At 39.7% G+C, this 19851-nt stretch carries 17 protein-coding genes; 10 read left to right on the top strand and 7 right to left on the bottom strand.

Annotated elements, in window-relative coordinates; genetic code table 11:
* Positions 1-37 precede the first annotated feature (37 nt).
* From sucC to ACSQ7D_RS00700, 3 genes are all read left to right on the top strand, one after another.
* Positions 38-1231 carry an ADP-forming succinate--CoA ligase subunit beta gene (gene sucC / locus ACSQ7D_RS00710; protein WP_437135013.1) on the top strand — a complete coding sequence of 398 codons (1194 nt, stop codon included), beginning with the start codon at positions 38-40 and terminating at the stop codon, positions 1229-1231.
* Positions 1232-1385: 154 nt separating this feature from the next.
* Complete coding sequence (metE, locus tag ACSQ7D_RS00705) at positions 1386-3686, top strand: 5-methyltetrahydropteroyltriglutamate--homocysteine S-methyltransferase (protein ID WP_437135012.1); 2301 nt, start codon at positions 1386-1388, stop codon at positions 3684-3686.
* Between the two features lie 510 nt (positions 3687-4196).
* Positions 4197-4700, top strand: coding sequence for a lipocalin family protein (locus ACSQ7D_RS00700; RefSeq protein ID WP_437135011.1), 504 nt, complete (start codon positions 4197-4199; stop codon positions 4698-4700).
* An 81-nt stretch (positions 4701-4781) separates the two neighbouring features.
* Here ACSQ7D_RS00700 and ACSQ7D_RS00695 read toward each other — a convergent pair whose 3' ends face one another.
* The 4 genes from ACSQ7D_RS00695 to ACSQ7D_RS00680 all read right to left on the bottom strand — a co-directional run bounded on the left by ACSQ7D_RS00695 (position 4782) and on the right by ACSQ7D_RS00680 (position 8016).
* Positions 4782-6230 (bottom strand): ATP-binding protein, encoded by a 1449-nt coding sequence (locus ACSQ7D_RS00695; RefSeq protein WP_128091925.1) that lies wholly within the window; start codon positions 6228-6230, stop codon positions 4782-4784.
* Between the two features lie 117 nt (positions 6231-6347).
* Positions 6348-6803 (bottom strand): SMI1/KNR4 family protein, encoded by a 456-nt coding sequence (locus ACSQ7D_RS00690; RefSeq protein ID WP_437135010.1) that lies wholly within the window; start codon positions 6801-6803, stop codon positions 6348-6350.
* A complete protein-coding gene (locus ACSQ7D_RS00685; RefSeq protein ID WP_437135009.1) occupies positions 6772-7332 on the bottom strand; it encodes a hypothetical protein in 561 nt (186 codons plus the stop codon). Before ACSQ7D_RS00685 ends, ACSQ7D_RS00690 begins: the two co-directional genes overlap by 32 nt.
* A gap of 33 nt (positions 7333-7365) precedes the next feature.
* Entirely contained in the window at positions 7366-8016 is a 651-nt protein-coding gene (locus tag ACSQ7D_RS00680) for a protein-L-isoaspartate(D-aspartate) O-methyltransferase (RefSeq protein WP_002671501.1), read from the bottom strand.
* 137 nt (positions 8017-8153) lie between these two features.
* Here ACSQ7D_RS00680 and ACSQ7D_RS00675 point away from each other — a divergent pair, with 137 nt between their 5' ends.
* Together ACSQ7D_RS00675 and ACSQ7D_RS00670 are read left to right on the top strand one after the other, a co-directional pair.
* Positions 8154-8744: a hypothetical protein gene (locus ACSQ7D_RS00675; protein ID WP_002671504.1), complete on the top strand. Its 591-nt coding sequence runs from the start codon at positions 8154-8156 to the stop codon at positions 8742-8744.
* Between the two features lie 11 nt (positions 8745-8755).
* Positions 8756-9757, top strand: coding sequence for a Gfo/Idh/MocA family protein (locus tag ACSQ7D_RS00670; RefSeq protein ID WP_437135008.1), 1002 nt, complete (start codon positions 8756-8758; stop codon positions 9755-9757).
* 37 nt (positions 9758-9794) lie between these two features.
* Here ACSQ7D_RS00670 and ACSQ7D_RS00665 read toward each other — a convergent pair whose 3' ends face one another.
* Positions 9795-10283 (bottom strand): thioredoxin family protein, encoded by a 489-nt coding sequence (locus ACSQ7D_RS00665; protein ID WP_437135007.1) that lies wholly within the window; start codon positions 10281-10283, stop codon positions 9795-9797.
* A gap of 734 nt (positions 10284-11017) precedes the next feature.
* Here ACSQ7D_RS00665 and ACSQ7D_RS00660 point away from each other — a divergent pair.
* From ACSQ7D_RS00660 to odhB, 4 genes are all read left to right on the top strand, one after another.
* On the top strand, positions 11018-13789 hold the full coding sequence (locus ACSQ7D_RS00660) for a 2-oxoglutarate dehydrogenase E1 component (protein WP_437135006.1): 2772 nt from the start codon (positions 11018-11020) through the stop codon (positions 13787-13789).
* A 25-nt stretch (positions 13790-13814) separates the two neighbouring features.
* Entirely contained in the window at positions 13815-14375 is a 561-nt protein-coding gene (locus ACSQ7D_RS00655) for a TonB-dependent receptor plug domain-containing protein (protein WP_437135005.1), read from the top strand.
* 83 nt (positions 14376-14458) lie between these two features.
* On the top strand, positions 14459-15415 hold the full coding sequence (locus tag ACSQ7D_RS00650; protein ID WP_437135004.1) for a DUF4299 domain-containing protein: 957 nt from the start codon (positions 14459-14461) through the stop codon (positions 15413-15415).
* A 29-nt stretch (positions 15416-15444) separates the two neighbouring features.
* Positions 15445-16683, top strand: a complete 1239-nt coding sequence (gene odhB, locus ACSQ7D_RS00645; RefSeq protein WP_437135003.1) for a 2-oxoglutarate dehydrogenase complex dihydrolipoyllysine-residue succinyltransferase — start codon at positions 15445-15447, stop codon at positions 16681-16683.
* A gap of 85 nt (positions 16684-16768) precedes the next feature.
* Here the strand turns inward: odhB and glmM are convergent, their stop codons facing one another.
* On the bottom strand, positions 16769-18163 hold the full coding sequence (gene glmM / locus ACSQ7D_RS00640) for a phosphoglucosamine mutase (protein WP_437135002.1): 1395 nt from the start codon (positions 18161-18163) through the stop codon (positions 16769-16771).
* Positions 18164-18389: 226 nt separating this feature from the next.
* Here glmM and ACSQ7D_RS00635 point away from each other — a divergent pair, with 226 nt between their 5' ends.
* Entirely contained in the window at positions 18390-18536 is a 147-nt protein-coding gene (locus ACSQ7D_RS00635) for a hypothetical protein (protein WP_437135001.1), read from the top strand.
* A 185-nt stretch (positions 18537-18721) separates the two neighbouring features.
* Here the strand turns inward: ACSQ7D_RS00635 and ACSQ7D_RS00630 are convergent, their stop codons facing one another.
* Positions 18722-19840, bottom strand: a complete 1119-nt coding sequence (locus ACSQ7D_RS00630) for a formimidoylglutamase (protein ID WP_009411354.1) — start codon at positions 19838-19840, stop codon at positions 18722-18724.
* Positions 19841-19851: the final 11 nt, after the last annotated feature.

Below are 19851 nucleotides of genomic sequence, written 5' to 3'. Positions count from 1 at the left end.
TCGTATCTTTGCCGAATAGTTACCAAATCATTCTCGTATGAACTTACACGAATACCAAGGAAAGGAAATTCTTTCGAGTTTTGGGGTGCGCGTACAACGTGGCATCGTTGCTCACACTCCCACCGAAGCCGTAGAGGCAGCTAAACAGCTCACCGAAGCCACTAATACTCAGTGGTATGTGGTAAAAGCACAAGTGCACGCCGGAGGGCGCGGTAAAGGTGGCGGCATTAAGTTAGCCAAAGGTTTAGACCAAGTAGAGCCCATCGCTTCTCAAATTATAGGTATGCAACTCGTTACTCCTCAAACGCCTCCCTCAGGGAAAAAAGTACATCAAGTGCTCATCGCCGAAGACGTATATTATCCTGGAGAAAGCGAACCCAAAGAATTCTATATGTCGGTACTATTGAACCGTGCCAAAGGTAAGAATATGATTATGTATTCTACCGAAGGAGGAATGGATATTGAGGCAGTCGCCGAAAAAACACCGCACCTTATCTTTACTGAAGAAATTGACCCTGCCGTAGGGCTCTTACCTTTCCAAGCTCGCCAAATTGCCTTCAACTTAGGAGTTACTGGCGATGCTCAAAAAGAGATGGTGAAGTTCGTAACAGCTCTCTACAATGCTTATGTATCTTCTGATGCTAGTTTGTTTGAAATTAACCCTGTTCTAAAAACTTCTGACAATAAGATAATGGCAGTAGATGCCAAAGTAACTCTTGATGACAATGCGCTTTTCCGTCACCCTGAGTATGCGGCTTATCGTGACATACGTGAGGAAAACCCAGTAGAAGTAGAAGCTAAAGCCGTTGGGCTCAACTATGTTGCTCTCGATGGTAACGTGGGCTGTATGGTAAATGGTGCCGGACTCGCAATGGCTACGATGGATTTGATCAAACAAGCGGGTGGTTCACCTGCCAACTTCCTTGATGTAGGAGGTACCGCTGATGCCAAACGCGTAGAAGCTGCTTTCCGCATTATCCTCAAAGACCCTAATGTAAAGGCTATCCTTATCAATATCTTTGGTGGGATTGTGCGTTGCGACCGTGTAGCACAAGGGATAGTAGATGCCTACCAAAATATGGGCGACGCTATCAAAGTGCCTATTATCGTGCGCTTGCAGGGTACGAATGCCGAGCTTGCTAAAGAAATATTAGACAATTCAGGCTTAGCCGTTCACTCAGCAATCCTCTTCCAAGAAGCCGCCGATAAAGTAAAAGAAGTATTACAATAAACTACAGATAATCATTTTAGCTTTTCTGTTTTGAAGTTTATTTTTAGAAAAATATTCTAAATTCATATCGGTACACAATTTATATTATTAAAAATTTGTGTACCGATATTATTTTTCATATCTTTGCGCCCAATTAAAATTTCAATAAAAATATATGAAATCAAACGTATTAGGTTATCCTCGTATCGGTGAAAAACGAGAACTTAAAAAAGCCAATGAGTCTTTCTGGGCTGGTAAAATATCAGAAGAAGAACTCTTAGCTGTGGCTGAAAATATTCGTGTACATAACTGGACACTACAAAAAGAAGCAGGAGTAGATTTGATTCCTTCTAACGACTTCTCTCTTTATGACCAAATGCTTGACTTTTCGTTTACAGTAAGCGCTATTCCTGAGCGTTTTACACCAATTAAACATTTGCGTGATTTAGAACGTTATTACGCTTTGGCACGTGGCTATCAAAAAAATGGTATCGATATTACCGCTATGGAAATGACCAAATGGTTTGATACCAACTATCACTATATCGTACCCGAATTTACCAAAGACCAATCTTTCAAAATTCTTGTAAACAAACCTTTACAAGAGTACAACTTGGCTAAAAAACACGGTTTCGACACTAAACCTGTGCTTATCGGTTTGGTAACTTATTTGCTTCTCGGTAAAGAAAAAGAACAAGGATTCCACCGTTTAGACTTAGCTGAGCGTCTGTTGCCTGTGTATGTACAAATCGTACGAAGTTTAGTAGATGCAGGTGCTAAAACTATTCAAATAGATGAGCCTTACTTAGCTCTCGACCTTCCTGAAGGCGCTCCCGATGTATACAAAAAAGTATATACCGAACTAAGAAGCAAATTCCCTACTACCGAATTTATCCTCACTACCTACTTCGGAGCATTGGATAACAATACCGAATTAGCTGTTTCATTGCCTTTCAATGTATTGCACATCGATTTAGTGCGCGCAGCGGCTCAGCTTGACAAAGTGCTCAAAGCACTTCCTGCCGATAAAAAATTATCTCTTGGAGTAGTAGATGGACGTAATATTTGGAAAAACAACTTCGAACACTCATTAGCATTGATTGAGAAAGCTAAAGAAGCTATCGGGGCTGACCGCCTATTGATAGCTACTTCTTGCTCATTATTGCACTCTCCTTGCAACCTCGAACTCGAAAACAACGAGAAAGTGCTTACCCCTGAAATCAAACAATGGTTGGCTTTTGCTAAACAAAAAGTAAAAGAAGTAACTACTTTGCAAGCCCTTGCTACAGGTCACATAACACCTGAGGTAAAAGCCGTTTTTGAAGAAAACAAAAAAGCAGCTGAAACACGTAAAACTTCACCGCTTATCCACGACAACAAAGTGAAAGAGCGCGTGAACAACATCACAGCCAAAGACGATGTGCGCCACAGTCCGTTCAACGAGCGTAAAGTAGCGCAACACAAAGCGTTAAACTTACCTCTTTTCCCTACAACTACTATTGGCTCATTCCCTCAAACCGACGAGGTACGTAGCTGGCGTGCTCGTTTCAAAAAAGGAGAACTCACCCAAGCTGAATACGATAAGTTATTGGAAAAAGAAATTGAAGAGTCTATCCGTTTCCAAGAAGACACCAATATCGATGTACTCGTACACGGCGAGTTTGAGCGCAACGATATGGTGGAATACTTTGGCGAATTGCTCAAAGGTTATACCTTCACCAAATTCGGTTGGGTACAAAGTTACGGTTCACGCTGCGTAAAACCACCGATTATCTTTGGTGATATTTCACGTCCTGAACCAATGACCGTACGTTGGAGCAAATACGCACAATCACTTACCAAATTGCCAGTGAAAGGTATGCTTACAGGACCTGTAACTATCTTGCAATGGTCGTTTGTACGCGATGACCAACCGCGTTCTGAAACTTGTTTGCAGATAGCTTTAGCAATCCGTGATGAAGTAGTAGACCTCGAAAAAGCGGGCATCAAAGTCATTCAGATTGACGAGCCTGCTATCCGCGAAGGCTTACCTTTGCGCAAAAGCGAATGGAAAGCCTATTTCGATTGGGCTATCAAAGCGTTCCGCATATCAGCTTCAGGCGTGAAAGACGAAACCCAAATCCACACCCATATGTGCTATTCCGAGTTCAACGATATGATTGAAGCTATTGCCGATATGGACGCCGATGTGATTACCATAGAGTGTTCACGTTCACAAATGGAACTCCTCGATGTATTTGGTGACTTCAAATATCCTAACGAAATAGGACCTGGAGTATACGATATTCACTCACCACGCGTACCTTCACAACAAGAAATGACCAACTTGATGAAGAAAGCCATTTCGGTAGTGCCAAAAGAGCAACTTTGGGTAAACCCCGACTGCGGACTCAAAACACGTCACTGGCCAGAAACCAAAGCAGCTCTCCACGCAATGGTGGATACCGCCAAAGAACTTCGCAATCTTTACAAATAAGAGACAAGAAGTAATAAATAAAAAAAGCAATGTGCATTTTCTTGCACATTGCTTTTTTGTTGTTTCACATACTTTGCCAAAGTTTCAAGCTTTGCCAAAGTTGGTAACACAATATTTTTTGTCAAAAATATTCCTTTATTTTGTAGGAATGATATTTTTTTGTACATTTGCCTCATCAAACCAAAATAACTATTATAAGAGGTACTAACTCGTATAGTTTTTAAAATAGTATTATAAAATAACATATAGCGTTTCGCTTTACAGTTTCCTAATTTCTGAAAACGACCAATTTTTCAATAAGTACAGGAAAAGTAAATGTAGAAATGCCTGCGGTTACGTGGGCATTCCTTTTGCTTTGTACTTATGGCCTTTGGTCGGGCTTCAGAAATTGAGCAATAAGGAATGTTCCCACGTTTTTTATTGCTTTATTATAGCGAAACCTACCTAAAAGGCGGTAACCGAAAAGCCTGAACAGAGTAGGTATAAACTTAATTTTATGTAACAATAGCAATGAAAAGCAAAAACAAAAACGTAGCGTGGGCGACCTTTCGCACTGCTACACAGGTAGTAGCCATTATGGCAGTAATTTTAGTAACTCTTATCGCTTGTGGTAAAAGCGACAGTGGAGGAAGTGTAGACAACAAGAACTTAATTGGAACTTGGGTATGGGAAAGTGGTACAGTTGATGGCGTTCCTGAATCTTATGATGACCCTAAAAAAGGTTTAATAGATAAACGTTGTAATACTAAACCTTTTTTTGTTTTTACTGAAAAAGAGGTAAGTAGAACTTTTGTAGTGGAAAATATTTTCGATGATGTACTTAAATATTGTGATATTGAGACGAAAAAAGGAAGTTATTCGGTTTCAGGGAGTACCATCTCTATTATTTGGGAAGATAAAAGTGGAGGTTCTGCTACAATATCTATAGTAGGGAATAAACTTATTCTTAGTGTCTCAGGAGAAGATGATAAAGGTAAAAAGCATACTTTAGTAGAAACCTATATAAAGCAATAAACTTCCCATATCATTACTCCTAGAAACTTATTTAAGGAACAAAAAGAGCAAAGCGCGTTAAAGCGCTTTGCTCTTTCTAATTTATTGTAAAAGTTTAATATTTAACGTATTAACCCCTACATTGTAAGCATATATAGCAGAAGGAATAAAAGTAAGGTTTATTTCATCAATAGTTTTAATACCTATTATATCTTTAGTAGTGATAACAGCGACAGAAAGTTTATTAACCTTACAGAAATTGCTGAGACTTATCAAATCTTGTGGCATTTGGTAATACCTATTGCTCCATTTAATTTCTACCGCCCACTGTGGCTTAAAATGTTTGTCATCTATCTGTACTAAATCAACCTCTCCTTCTCTTCGTCCTTCTTTCCAGCGGGCATACGTAAGGTTCAATTTTTCTCGGTGCATCCACTGAGCTAAAATAGCTGTTTCTACTATATTTCCTATTTCTTCATCACCTTCTTTGATGGGTGAGAAAAGAGCAGTACGTAGGGAAGGATTGGTAAGATATACTTTAAAACTAGTAATTCTTTTAAGTTTTTTAGCATTGATATCTACTTTATTAAGTACTTTTATCAGAAAGGCTGCTTCTAAATATTCTAAATATTTTTTAAGCATTTCTTTATTAATGCCACTTTCCTTAGCCATTTTTTCATAAGAAAACTCATTTCCTGTATTATAAGCAATATAGCTAAAAAAACGATTTAATTCTTGTACATCTTTAATACCATATAAACTTGGCAAATCTCTCAAAAGTACTTTATCCACAATATCATTTTTGATATATCTCCCCATATCTTGTTGTATTTTCTCAGAGAATACTACTTCAGGATAACCTCCAAAGTTCAGATATTGTATAAATTCATTATTTAATTCGTTTATATGAGGACTTATCCAATAAGGAACTTCTTTACCATCATAAGTAATATTTTGTCTCTGCATCAAATTTTCTTTTCCCTTCAAATGTATAAACTCCTGAAAAGTAAGTGGGGGTAACATAAAATCAGTGAACCTACCCGCACCACTTTCTGTACTATGCCATTTAAGGGCAGCTGCCGCTGAACCTGATACTACAAACTTAGTGTCAGGATAACTATCTACTAACACTTTTAAGTGCCGTTCCCAATCTTTTAAATATTGTATTTCATCAAAGAATACATAAGTACCTTTTAGATCTGAATTACCAATGGCTTTCTGGCACATATCTAAAATATCTTGTAACCCCAAATTAATATAAATAGGATTATCTATTCCTATAAAGAATATTCTTTGAGTATTAACCCCTTCGTCTATGAGCTGTGCAATCGTGTGATACATCATCACAGTTTTACCTACCCTACGAGGCCCCATTAGTACTACTGCCCTGCGAATTTCTCGTTCGGCAACAAAAGGATAAAACAATTCAAAATATAGCCTGCGAGGCATACTCTCGTAAGTAGCAGGTATTTTATTATTTGTCCACCAAGGGTTCTCGTATTGTAAACGTTCTATTATCTTTTCTGTTGGAATAAGTCCTGAATGTTTCATTGTATTTATTTTTGGGCAAAAATAGTAAAAATAAACATAGTAACAACAGCTTATTTTTACATTTTTGTAGAAATAAGTGATTTTACAACATTTTAAAGGCTTATTTTTACATAGTAATTAGTCTGCTAATTCTAAGAAATCCTCAAAATATTCATCAAAAGAATTGAATAGAAGTGTAGGTTTGTTCATTTCAAAATTACCGTCTTTATTACAATGTATTTCAGCACCATATACTTTTGAATCGTTGAGGCGATCTGTTTTTGAGACTTTGTACAGAATAAGATACTCGTCAATTTCGTAATTGAGTACGATAAAATCATCGGGAAGGTTGAGTTCTTCTCTCAACTGTTTTGTGAGTTCTATTATTGGGTATGATAATGTTCCATCTTCTTTGTAAACTCCATTGATATAAGTATCCCCAAAGTTACAAGAGCCACATTCGCTCAAGAACTCTACATACACTTCAGGGAGTAATACCCCTAAAGATGTTTCTACAATTTGAATTTCTTCGGCGGTAGCGCCTTCACAGTATTCAAATTCATCACTCTGTTGTAGTTTTTTCAGGTAATTCATTATGTTCTTCTCTTTTAAATAAAAAAGTATCATAATAAGTATTGAAAAACTGTACAAACATAACCGCACCTTGTCGGTCTTTGTAGACTTCTACTAACAAATCCCCATCTTTATTAGGAGCTATACGTATTCTATCGATATCCACTCCTAAATAAATAGGAATAAACGGATAGATTCTAAACCTATTATAGCGTTGCCAAAAGTTCTTCTTCTGTTTGCCTTTAAAACCAGCTACCATTCTCACAGTAGTGGTGCTATCCTTTACTTTTTGGTAACTCACGTACAGCGAATCTGCTTTTACTTGCAGTTTAAACCTACTTAAAGGTAGCGCTGTTTCTTGGTATTCTTTGGGCAGTAGTGGAAAGAACAAGGGAGCTTGCTTTTCCATAGGATCAGAATACACATAATACGTTCCTTCATTAAGGGTCTTAATAGCAGCTTCATCCATAGAAGCTGTCATTTTAGGGCGTTGCACTGTTTTACACGAAAACAGCAATAACGATAGTAAAACAAAAGTAATGGTTCTCATATTAAATTATTATTAATCATTCACCATTAATCATCAGTTTCTCTCTTTTAGCATCGGTACAAACTGAAAAGTCCCGTGCGTAGTCTTGTGAAATTCTTTTTCCGAAATGCGCTCGTAAAGCGTCATTGTTTGAGTTTCTTCTCCTATCGGAATTACTAAACGTCCTCCTACCGCCAATTGTGCAAGCAACGCTTTCGGCACATAAGGAGCGCCTGCCGTTACCAAAATACGGTCAAAAGGCGCTTCGTTAGGAATTCCTTTATAACCGTCGCCAAAGTACATATGCACAGTACGATTCATTAGTTTGGGGAGTAGTTTTTGTGTTTGCTTAAAGAGTTTCTGTTGTCGCTCAATAGTGTAAAGCTGTACCCCTAAATATAGCAGTACACTAGCTTGATAGCCACTGCCTGTACCTATCTCCAATACTTTTTGTCGAGGTGATACTTGTAGCAATTCCGTTTGGAAAGCTACGGTATAGGGTTGAGAGATAGTTTGCCCTTCCTCTATCGGGAAAGCCTTATCTTGGTAAGCGTGGTCTTCAAAACTGCTGTCCATAAACAAATGGCGTGGTATCGTGCGAATAGCCTCCAATACACGCTTGTCCTTTATGCCTTTTTCTCTCAATAAATCAGCTAATTGATTGCGTAATCCTTTGTGTTTTAATGTGTCTTTCAGCGGTAGCATCTTCCTGTATTTTCGGGTACAAAATTCAACCTTTTTTTTCAACTAAAAAAGTATTTGTGTTATTTTTTTGCTAAAAAGTTGATTAGTTTAAAAATTATTTATACTTTTGTGGCGGAAAAAACTAAATTAGGAAAGAGATGAAGCGTTTAAAACGTAACTTGCATTTCATCTTTGTCTTCCTTTTAGCTACGGCTTGCAGAGTGAGCGATACCTCCTCTGAAGCCACTCAAGTAGTGAAAGTTGAAGATAGATATGAAATGACACTACCTAACTCTCTTACCAGCCAAAATAATCTTTATGAAGAAGCCTCTCTGCAATATGGCAACGGTAAGTCTGAGCTTTTTGTTGCAGTAATCGATGAAGACCGCAAGGAGCTTAATGAGGTACTTTACCAAGTGTTAAAGGACTCTTTGCATATTAAAAACAAAAAAGCCTTTGTTAAATCCTTCGGATTGAAGGACTATTTTAGCATCTGCAAAAAAGGTTGGGCAGAAGCCAAGATGATGCGCCCTACTGATAAACAAATTACCGAAACTACCATTAATAAATATCCTGCTGTAGTAGTTGAAACTACCGAAACCGTCAATGGTATCGGAGTCTTTTACGTGGTGGCTATTGTCGAAACTAAAAAGACCTACTACCAAGTTTTTACCTGGACGTTAGCTAGCAAAAAAGAAAAGAATTACCAGCAGATGAAGGACATTATCAATTCCCTAAAAGAATTATAAATACTTATCTAATGACTATTAATGTAGCCCTTGCCAGCTTTGGTATGAGCGGACGAGTATTTCACGCCCCTTTCATAGCACAACACCCACAGTATCACCTCTATGCGATAGTAGAACGCCATCGTTCCGATTCGCACGCTCTATATCCTGGTGCTAAACTTTATCGCTCAGTAAACGAAATGCTACAAGACCCTGCGGTAGATTTGGTAGTGGTCAATACCCCTGTGCAAACCCATTATGAGTACGCCAAAGAAGCGTTATTAGCAAATAAGAATGTATTGGTTGAAAAGCCTTTTACGGTTACTGTCGAGCAGGCTGAAGAACTCAATACATTAGCTACAAAACAAGGCAAGCTGCTTTCCGTTTACCAAAATAGGCGTTATGATGGCGATTATTTAAAGGTAAAAGAAATAGTAAACAGTGGTGTACTGGGCGAACTTAAAGAAGTAGAAATGCGCTTCGACCGTTTCCGAAGTGAAATTAGTGCCAAGGTTCATAAGGAAACTCACGAACGTGGGGGAGGGGCTCTCTACGATTTAGGAGCACATCTCATAGACCAAGCACTCCAGCTATTCGGTACTCCTAAAAACGTATATGCCGATTTGGGTTACCTTCGCAAAGATACTCAAACCGACGACTATTTTGAACTGATTCTCTTTTACGAAAACGAACTACGCGTCCGCCTTAAATCTACTACCTATGCTTTGGAACGCCAATGGGAGTACACCTTGCACGGCACTAAGGGTTCCTTCCTTCAACAGCGGTTCGACGGACAAGAAAATGCCTTAGTAGCGGGCACTATCCCTTCAGCCTCTCAGTGGTTGCCTTCTGTTACCGAACCTAATGGCATTCTCCACACACTTGAAAAGCGTTTGTTTACCACTGCCCAACACGGTAACTATTGGCTTTTTTATAACGACCTTTACCAAGCTTTAACAGGCAAAGGTGCCAATCCCGTCCCTGCCACTCAAGCCGTTGAAATTATCAAAATTATTAGTCAATTTAGCCAATAACACAATCTGCTAATTCTCTAATTTTTTAATTTGCAAATTATAACCTTCCTTGCAAGAATTTCTTTACTTTCTTCACGTCATACCCCTTCCTCGATTCTAAATCTTCACTTTTTTGAGTGAAAAGCACATCTCCTTTTTCATTGAGAATCAAAAAAGAGGGATAACCATATTTTGCGCCAGGGTTTCCGTACTTTTTAAAAGCCTTTTCATTCTTGTTTTCAGGTGAGAAGTTTAGGTGATAGAAAATATATTTCTTATCCAAAATACTTTTCAGTTCAGGCGTAGTAGTCACCAAATGGTTAAAGCGCAAGCACCACACACACCAATTCCCACCTATTTGCACCAACACTTTTTTGTGTTCTTTTTTAGCTTGTTTTAGCAGTTGTGTAATACGTGCATCACCGTCTTCCTCAGGGTGATAAGGTTGTTCATAACCAGCGCGTTCTTTACTTATTTCCTCGCTGTTTTGAGACCAAAGAGCAGTACCTCCCCAGCAGAGGAGTGCTATAAAAAAGTATTTCTTCATAAAAACCAAATCTTTTAGAAATATACAATTACAAAAAAAGTGCCAAGATACTTCAAGAGCTACATCGGGGCTGTTCCAAAAGTCTTAAATTGCATTTGCGTCGCTACACTTTGCCAAAGTTGCCTGTGCGACTTGCACCTTTGCCAAAGTTGATTACATTGATAATCAATTTCTTTTAGTTACATTGTAGAGGCGATAGGCAAATTGCCTTCACAAAACAAAACTTTTTGGATAAGCTCCATATCCCTACATTTTCAGAATAAACATTACTAAATTTCCTCTTTTCAATAGGTTTTATCTATCATAAATGGCTCTTATAAGCATCTAATATATAGGTTATTAATAGCGTTCCTTCGTCTTTTGTTCGTCTTTTGTTCGTCTTAGCTTCGCTTTAGCTTCGGTCTACCTTCGGTCAAACTCCCTCCAAAATGGCTCTTTTTTCCTCATTTCTCATAGATAATATCTATATAAAGAAAACTATCCCTCTAATGAGTTGATATTTTTTAAATATCATAACTATTTTATAGTTTCATTTTTTATTGATTTTTAAGATTTCCATAAGGTTAGATATTCCTTTTTAATTCTGAATTCTCATTTGCTAATTTTCTAATTGGCTAATTCCCAAATTACTAATACATTATCTTAAAAATATTTCATAAAAAGTATGGTTATTCCAAAACAAAACATTACCTTTGCCTATCATTAATGAAAAATAAAGGAAACAATTGCTTTTTATGGATAAGTATTCTTTTTTGAATGCCGCAAGTACGGCTTATTTTGGCGATTTATACGATAAATATCTCGAAAACCCCGATGCGGTAGAACCCAGTTGGCGCGCTTTCTTTCAAGGTTTCGATTTTGCTCAAGAGCAATACAGCACTCCGGTAGAAGAAGCAGTACCCGTAATGGTACAACAAGTGGTGGGTAACGAAAACCCTGCGCTTTCTGAAACTGTCAAGAAAGAGTTTGCCGTGCTTAACCTCATCAATGGTTATCGCACTTACGGTCACTTATTCGCACAAATTAATCCGCTACGTCCTCGTGAGCCATATACACCTACTTTGGCTATCGAAAACTACGGGCTTACGACGGCTGACCTCAATACTACCTTCGATGCTGCTCGTGAAATAGGCTTAGCTCCCTCGCCTTTAAGTGCAATTATTGAGGCGTTGAATACTACTTATTGTAAGTCGATAGGGGTAGAATATCAGTATATTCACAATCCCCAAGAACGCGATTGGTTCACCAAACGATTACAGCAAAATCACAATAAACCTCAGTTTTCTAAGGAAGAAAAACTGCAAATCCTTAACAAACTTAATGAAGCCACTTCTTTTGAGAACTTCCTTCATACTAAGTATGTAGGTCAAAAACGCTTTTCGCTTGAAGGCAACGATGCGCTCATCGCAGGTCTCGACTTTATGGTGGAAGCTGCTGCCGAGCAAGGCGTAAAACACGTAGTACTCGGTATGGCGCACCGTGGGCGATTAAATGTATTAGCCAATGTGTTCGGAAAGAATCCAAAGGATATCTTTTCCGAGTTCGACGGTAAGGATTACGAAATGGACGATTGGTTCGACGGTGATGTGAAATACCACTTGGGTATCACCACCCAACGCACTACTCGTGCCGGAGAAACCGTAGATATGAATTTGGTACCTAATCCTTCGCATCTCGAAGCTGTAGATGCCGTTGTAGGAGGTATTACTCGTGCGAAACAAGACCGTTATTGTCAAGAAAATTTCCGGCAAGCCTTGCCTATCATCATTCACGGTGATGCTGCTGTGTCAGGGCAGGGTATCGTCTACGAAACGGTGCAGATGTGTGGCTTGAGAGGCTTCACCAATGCGGGTACCGTGCATATAGTGATTAACAACCAAGTAGGATTCACTGCTAATTTTGCCGACTCGCGTTCGTCGTTGTACTGTACCGATATTGCAAAGATGAACGATTCGCCTGTGCTTCACGTAAATGCCGACGATGCCGAAGCCGTAGTGCGCACTTTTCTCTTGGCAATCGATTACCGCCAAGCCTTTGGCAAAGACGTGTATATCAATCTCTTTGGCTATCGTAAATACGGTCATAATGAAGGCGATGAACCGCGTTTTACACAACCTCTTTTGTACAAAATTATAAGTAAGCACGACAATCCCCGCAATATTTACGCACAGAAGCTAATCGAAGAAGGTCTCATACAGCAAAGTTATGTTGCCGAGATAGAGAATGCTTATAAAGCTACTCTTGATGCTGACCTCGAAGCATCTCGTCGTGAACCACTTACGATATTAAAGCCTTTTATGCAAACCGAATGGCAAGGCTTTGAAATAGCATCGCCAAAACAAATGTTACAAAAGGTCGATACGACTATTAGCAAAGGGAAACTCGACACAATAGCCAAGGCACTTACTGAATTGCCTGCCGATAAACCTTTTATCAGTAAGGTGAAAAAGATTGTAACCGACCGTAAAGAGGCGTATGCACACAACCATATCGATTGGGGAATGGCAGAGCTCTTGGCGTATGGTTCACTCCTTACTGAGGGCTACGATGTACGTATCACTGGGGAAGATGTGCAACGCGGTACATTCTCGCATCGTCACGCCGTGCTCAAAACGGAAGATACCGAAGAAGAAATATGCTTCTTGCAAGACCTCAAAGCCAAACAATTGGCAACAGGTACTTTCCATATCTACAATTCGCTGTTATCCGAATATGGAGTCTTGGGCTATGAGTACGGCTATGCAATGGCAAGTCCGCGCACGCTCACCATATGGGAAGCACAGTTCGGCGACTTCTCCAATGGCGCGCAAATAATGATTGACCAGTATATCTGTTGTGGTGAAGACAAATGGAAAGTGCAAGACGGATTGGTAATGTTACTCCCTCACGGTTATGAAGGACAAGGAGCTGAGCACTCTTCGGCACGTATAGAACGCTATTTGCAACTCTGTGCTGAGAACAATATGTATGTAGCCAATTGTACTACCCCCGCTAACTTTTTCCACCTACTACGCCGCCAAATGAAGACTACCTTCCGTAAGCCGTTGGTAATATTCACTCCTAAAAGCTTATTGCGTCACCCCCAAGTGATTTCAACTGTGGAAGACTTAGCTGGCGGACAGTTCCAAGAGGTGTTAGACGACCCTATCGCTAAAGCTCAAAAAGTAAAACGCGTAGTATTTTGCTCTGGTCGCTATTACTACGACCTCTATGCCGAACGCGAAAAGCTTGGCAGAGACGATATAGCCTTAGTGCGCATCGAACAGTTGTTCCCGCTACCGCTAACACAACTCAAAACCATTATAGCGAAGTACAAACACGCCACCGACTTTATTTGGGCGCAAGAAGAACCTAAAAATATGGGAGCTTATGGTTATATGTTAATGAATTTCGATTTGGTAAAATGGCGTTATGTAGGTACTCCCGCCTATGCAGCCCCTGCCTCTGGTAGCCATACCCGTGACCGCAAACGCCACAACGAAGCTATCGCAGCTGTATTTGAATAATAAAAAACTAAAAATACCAATTGATATGAAACGAATTATTACATTACTATTGTTGATAACCACTTATGCACTATCAGCCCAAAAAACAGTTATCAGGTGTGCATCACAAGAGCAATATTCACCCTTGCTCGTGGTGAATGGCGTTCTGATAGACGATAACAAGATATGTAGTATCTTTTTAAACGCAATTGATCCTAATGATATTGAGAATATCAACGTACTTAAAAGCGCACTTAAAGATCCTTCTGCTACTGTTTTATGTAGCAGTAAAGCCGAAAAAGGAGTGGTTATCATTACTTTGAAGAAAAGCAAAGACACTTCTAAGAAAGATAACCTATCAGGAATAGAAAATCCTAACAAAGATTTTCCTCTGGTTGTTGTCAATGATGTAGAGTTTTCAGATGCTGAAGTAGGAAAGCTTTTTATGAACAATATCAACCCTAAAAGAGTAGAGAGTATCGTAGTGCTAAAAGACAAAAAAGCTACTGAAAAATACGGTGAGAAAGCTAAAAACGGAGTGATTTTAGTTACTCTAAAAGGAAATCCTGAAAAGTTAGATATACCACCTTATGAACCTAAGTCGTAGTACGACGAGCAATTCGTCGCAAACTTTGGTAAAGTTCAACCCCTATGGGGAACGGAGCTTTCTAACACATAACACCTAAAAAAATGAGTCGAACTTTTTACATTAAAAACACACAAGCACCTGAAGAAATGACTCCTCAGCAATTACTCGACCTCCAGCGTGAGGGATTTGTACAATACTCTATTGATGATAACGACGAGCATTACTCTCAAGTGATGAATGCACCGCTCAGTGATTGGGGCTATATGCTGATGGGACAAGAAGGCATCAGTGGTCGCGGTTTTGAGGTCTCTTACGACACCGAAACCCAAGACTACGGTGTGCGCGTCTTTACTCCCAGTACCGAAGCCGATTGGTTAGGTGCGTACGAGTTTATTGGCAAAGTAGCCACCGCATTGGGTAGCAAAGTGGTTGATGAAGAAGGAGAAGTTTATGAGCCCAATGCCATTACGTACGATTATAGAAACGATATTAAATTTGGCATCAAATGTTATGAAGGTGAAAAAGGAGGATCTTATCTGTTCGGTGTCTACCGTCCTATATGTTTGTCAGACGAAATGATAAACGAGTTATTAGCTGCGGAAGATAAGGTAAAAGCCTTTAGTCAGCTCATAGAAAAACAACTATATGAGCACCCTGATGCGTATATCGCACGTCAGCAGTTTTTTAGAAATGACAGAGGAGAGGTGATGGGAGCTTATGCTCTTACAGAGGGCGTCCCTACTATCTTGCCATATGAATATCCGCCTTTTGTAGATTTCACCCAAGTAAACCTCAGTCAAGACGATGTAAAGTTGTGGCGCATTAGTTTGGTAGTCATCAACGACGATGAAAACGACCCTGATGCTTATGAGGTACTCGACGGACTCGATTACCAGACCTTTTTAGAGCGATTGCCTCAAGAGAAAATACAAAAACTCGATGGTCACTATATGCTTATAACACTCAACCGACAAGAACTCGAAACTCTCTTGCAAAATGATAAACAAGAACGCAAAGGATTCTTAGCAAAATTGAAAAACTTTTTAACGACGAAATAACTAATACCTAACACCTAAAACTAAACGATATGTTGGAAATGAAAGTCCCTTCACCTGGGGAATCTATCACCGAAGTAGAAATAGCCCGTTGGCTTGTAAAAACGGGTGATTATGTAACCAAAGACCAAGCTGTAGCCGAAGTGGATTCCGATAAGGCTACTCTCGAACTTCCCGCTGAAGCCAGTGGAGTCATTACACTGAAAGCCGAAGAAGGCGAAGCTGTAAAAGTAGGGCAAGTGGTATGCTTGATTGATACTAAAGCAAAAGCACCAGCAGGAGCTTCATCAGCAGGTACTTCACCATCACAACCAGTTAAACAGGAAGCTCCTGAGACACCCAAACCTACAGCTCCTGCACCTTCCACAGTTCCTATAACACCTGCATCTTCTGCAAAGCAAGTTCCAAGTCCTGCCGCTCGTAAAATATTAGCAGAACGTGAGATTCCTATATCAGCAGTAGTGGGTACAGGTAAAGGCGGTCGTATTACCAAAGATGATGCACTTAAAGCCTCTAAACCTTCGATGGGGACTCCTACGGGTGGTGTGCGCAAAGAAGTGCGTACTAAGATGAGTATGTTGCGCCGAAAAGTAGCCGAACGCTTGGTGAGTGCTAAGAATGAAACTGCTATGCTCACTACCTTCAATGAGGTGGATATGACGGCTATTTACGAGTTGCGTACACAGTATAAAGATACCTTCAAAGAGCGCCATAATGTGAGTCTCGGCTTTATGTCGTTCTTTACTTTAGCCGTCGTGCGTGCCCTTAAACTCTTCCCCGATGTCAATTCGATGATTGACGGACAAGACAAGGTAACTTACGATTTCTGCGACATCTCTATAGCCGTTTCAGGTCCTAAAGGCTTGATGGTTCCCGTGATTCGCAATGCCGAGAACCTTTCGTTTAGAGGTGTGGAAGCCGAAGTAAAACGCTTAGCTACCCGCGCTCGTGATGGACAAATTACGGTAGATGAAATGACTGGTGGTACTTTTACGATTACTAATGGGGGCGTGTTTGGCTCTATGCTTTCTACTCCTATCATCAATCCGCCACAATCAGGGATTTTGGGTATGCACAACATCGTCGACCGCCCTATCGTGCGCAACGGACAGATAGTGATTGCTCCTGTAATGTATGTCGCTCTTTCATACGACCACCGTATCATCGATGGGCGTGAATCAGTAGGATTTTTAGTAGCTGTAAAAGAAGCTCTCGAAAATCCTGTAGAAATTCTAATGAATGGCAATCCTAAACAAGCTCTTGAGCTCTAAGGAATTAGAGAAAAAGATATAGAAAACTCCCTGTAAAACTATTAGCTTTACAGGGAGTTTTAATAATTAGTAAATTATGAATCAGTTACTTCACAAAAGCAACGGCTTTCATTTCTTCAATAAAACGCAGAGCGAGTTCATCGGCTTCTGCTTGACTTTTAGCTTCAGTGTAAATGCGAATAATAGGTTCAGTATTAGATTTTCGCAAGTGTACCCAGCTTTGAGGAAAATCAATCTTTAAGCCATCGATAGTATTGATTTGCTCGTGTGCGTACTTCTTTTGCATTTCACGTAGGATATTATCGGGGTTAATGTCTTTGGTAAGTTGTATTTTGTTCTTGCTCATATAATAAGTAGGATAACTATTGCGCAAGGTCTTTACACTGCATTTTCTTTCAGCAAGTAAGGAAAGGAATAACGCTACACCTACCAAAGCGTCACGACCATAGTGTAGTTCAGGATAGATAATACCTCCATTGCCCTCACCACCTATGATTGCGTGCACTTCCTTCATTTTAGCGACTACGTTTACCTCACCTACAGCTCCTGCTGCATACTGTACTCCGTGCTTTTCGGCTATATCTCTCAATGCACGAGAAGAAGAGAGGTTAGAGACTACATTTCCTTTGGTTTTTCCTAAAATATAATCGGCGCAAGCAACCAAAGTATATTCTTCGCCGAACATTTCACCTTCTTCCGTAATAAAAGCTAATCTATCTACATCGGGGTCTACTACGATACCAAAATCGGCTTTTTCTTCAAGTACTTTTTTACAGATGTCTCCCAAATGTTCTTTTAAAGGTTCGGGGTTATGAGGAAAATGTCCGTTTGGTTCACAATACAAACGAACTACTTCTACGCCAAAACGTTCTAATAACTTTGGAATTGCAATACCTCCTGTGGAGTTCACCGCATCAACAACCACTTTGAATTTACAATTGCGTATGGCTTCGATAGTGGAAGATGTTAGCAACCCTAACACTGCCTCAATATGTTTTTGAATATAGGTATTATCGTGAGAAATACTTCCTAAATCTTCTACGTCAGCAAAAACCACTTTGTTCTCTTGAGCGATGGTCAGAATTCTTTCACCTTCTTTAGCACTGAGGAACTCTCCCTTATTATTGAGGAGTTTTAGGGCGTTCCACTGTTTAGGATTATGACTTGCAGTAAGAATAATGCCCCCATCGGCTTTTTCCATTGTAACAGCCACTTCGACGGTAGGAGTTGTACTTAGCCCGATATCCACTACATTAATGCCTAATCCTACAAGGGTGTATTGTACTAAGTTCTGTATCATTTCACCCGAAATACGTGCGTCTCTTCCTACAACTACCTTTATATTTGCTTTGTTGAGGTTTTCTTTGAGCCACGTACCGTAAGCGGCAGCGAATTTTACGGCATCGATAGGGGTTAGATTTTCATCGGGTACACCTCCAATAGTACCACGAATACCTGAGATTGATTTGATTAATGACATAATTTTAGTGATTATACTCTCTTCAAAAGATAATGATAACATAGAAGAGAGAGTGTTTTTTCGCGACAAAAATAGGATAAAAAAATGATATATAAAAATTTGAAATCATAAAGATTAATGGTTAGTGGTTAATGATTAATGGTTAATGATTAATGATTAATGATTAATGATTAATGGTGAAATTAGGAGTAACTTATATAGAGCTTATAGGATAAACGAATAATGAGTGGCTCTACAGTGGCTCTACAGTGGGTCTACAGTGGGTCTACAGTGGCTCTACAGTGGCTCTACAACGAACAAAAGACGAACAAAAGATGAACAAAAGACGAACAAAAGACGAACAATGAACGAAGGAAAAGTGAAGGTAAGTTAAAGCTAAGATAGAGATAAAAAGGAGGTTATTAGTGGATCTTAACTTTGCCAAAGTTTCAAACTTTGGCAAAGTTTATACAAATAACGGTGCGAGTCGCACGGGTGGGTAAAGAATAAAGGAACAAAAAGCGAATTTAAAGTAAATGAAATTGCGATTTTGTATAGCTTTATAGAAAAGAAATTTGCTTATACTGATTTGCGATAGGAGCGCCACCAACGTTCGGGGATAGTGCCACTAATGGCTTCTTCGTAGTCTTGAGGTAGACAAGGAATAAGTCCAGAGGGTATGTGGTTTTGAGGTCCGGAGTATTTATCGCCTCCAGGTTTCATCCACCAGCGTTCGGTTTGTGTACTTTTGAAGAACTCTATTTGGATATCTTCAATGGGTACGATGTATTTAGTGTAATTCTCGTCGTTTATCACAGGTAGTTCTTTGATACGGAAGTTAAATCCTTCGTAGAAATACCAAAGCATTTCGGCGAGTAGCTGACTTGCCAAATCGGTATTGGGGATATCGAAAATACCTGCCACTTGCACATTACTACTGATACCTGCATAACGCGTGATAGCACATATTTCCCTACTATTGAAGCCGTTTACATTACCTTCAGTTAACATATCTTTTGCCTGCACACAGGTCATATCGACGCTCACGATATCGGCATCACGCATTGCGGGCTCGATAATCTTCAAATCATTCACTATATTGCCCAAGCGGTGTACCTCAAAACACATTTTTTCGAGCAAATCGAGCTCTTCTTGAGCTACATAATAAGACTGATAGCCGAGATTGGTAAAATCGAGTAAATTCACGGGAGGTTCTGAAATGAGTTTACTCATATAGGAGCTCTCTACAAAGAGTTCTTCGGTATCGCCGAAATCGAACTTAGCATCTACACACACTACATTGACCATTTGTTCGAGACTATCAAAAGCGCGGTAGAGGGAATAAGTAAAGTCTTGCGAACCGCCGAGCACCACAGGGATAACGTCTTGCTTAATGAGTTCGGCTACAATTTCTTTGATAGCAAAATGAGTATCGTCGTCGGTTTCGCCTAAGGGCAAGTTACCCAAATCGGCAATGGCAAAATTCCAATTTCCCATAAAGAGAGAATACAGATGCTGACGGAAGCGATAGAATGACTGTCCTTCTGTTTCGATACAGAAAAAGGCAATTTTCACATCGGTAAGATCAGGTAAACCAAGGGAGGGGAGGTGTTTATGGAGTTGGAAACCCACTTGTTGTGGCTTGTAATCGTCTAAGGTGAAAGCTTCATCAACGGGTTGTAAATAGGATAGTGACATAATTTTTCTTA

Source organism: Capnocytophaga sp. G1920 (assembly GCF_051417515.1).
The sequence above is the reverse complement of the archived record's forward strand: the minus strand, read 5'-3'. Positions and strand labels throughout refer to the sequence as shown.

Excerpts from the sequence above, each read along its gene's own strand:
- sucC (WP_437135013.1), top strand. The coding sequence starts at position 38 with ATGAACTTACACGAATACCAAGGAAAGGAAATTCTTTCGAGTTTTGGG.
- metE (WP_437135012.1), top strand. The coding sequence starts at position 1,386 with ATGAAATCAAACGTATTAGGTTATCCTCGTATCGGTGAAAAACGAGAA.
- ACSQ7D_RS00700 (WP_437135011.1), top strand. The coding sequence starts at position 4,197 with ATGAAAAGCAAAAACAAAAACGTAGCGTGGGCGACCTTTCGCACTGCT.
- ACSQ7D_RS00695 (WP_128091925.1), bottom strand. The coding sequence starts at position 6,230 with ATGAAACATTCAGGACTTATTCCAACAGAAAAGATAATAGAACGTTTA.
- ACSQ7D_RS00690 (WP_437135010.1), bottom strand. The coding sequence starts at position 6,803 with ATGAATTACCTGAAAAAACTACAACAGAGTGATGAATTTGAATACTGT.
- ACSQ7D_RS00685 (WP_437135009.1), bottom strand. The coding sequence starts at position 7,332 with ATGAGAACCATTACTTTTGTTTTACTATCGTTATTGCTGTTTTCGTGT.
- ACSQ7D_RS00680 (WP_002671501.1), bottom strand. The coding sequence starts at position 8,016 with ATGCTACCGCTGAAAGACACATTAAAACACAAAGGATTACGCAATCAA.
- ACSQ7D_RS00675 (WP_002671504.1), top strand. The coding sequence starts at position 8,154 with ATGAAGCGTTTAAAACGTAACTTGCATTTCATCTTTGTCTTCCTTTTA.
- ACSQ7D_RS00670 (WP_437135008.1), top strand. The coding sequence starts at position 8,756 with ATGACTATTAATGTAGCCCTTGCCAGCTTTGGTATGAGCGGACGAGTA.
- ACSQ7D_RS00665 (WP_437135007.1), bottom strand. The coding sequence starts at position 10,283 with ATGAAGAAATACTTTTTTATAGCACTCCTCTGCTGGGGAGGTACTGCT.
- ACSQ7D_RS00660 (WP_437135006.1), top strand. The coding sequence starts at position 11,018 with ATGGATAAGTATTCTTTTTTGAATGCCGCAAGTACGGCTTATTTTGGC.
- ACSQ7D_RS00655 (WP_437135005.1), top strand. The coding sequence starts at position 13,815 with ATGAAACGAATTATTACATTACTATTGTTGATAACCACTTATGCACTA.
- ACSQ7D_RS00650 (WP_437135004.1), top strand. The coding sequence starts at position 14,459 with ATGAGTCGAACTTTTTACATTAAAAACACACAAGCACCTGAAGAAATG.
- odhB (WP_437135003.1), top strand. The coding sequence starts at position 15,445 with ATGTTGGAAATGAAAGTCCCTTCACCTGGGGAATCTATCACCGAAGTA.
- glmM (WP_437135002.1), bottom strand. The coding sequence starts at position 18,163 with ATGTCATTAATCAAATCAATCTCAGGTATTCGTGGTACTATTGGAGGT.
- ACSQ7D_RS00630 (WP_009411354.1), bottom strand. The coding sequence starts at position 19,840 with ATGTCACTATCCTATTTACAACCCGTTGATGAAGCTTTCACCTTAGAC.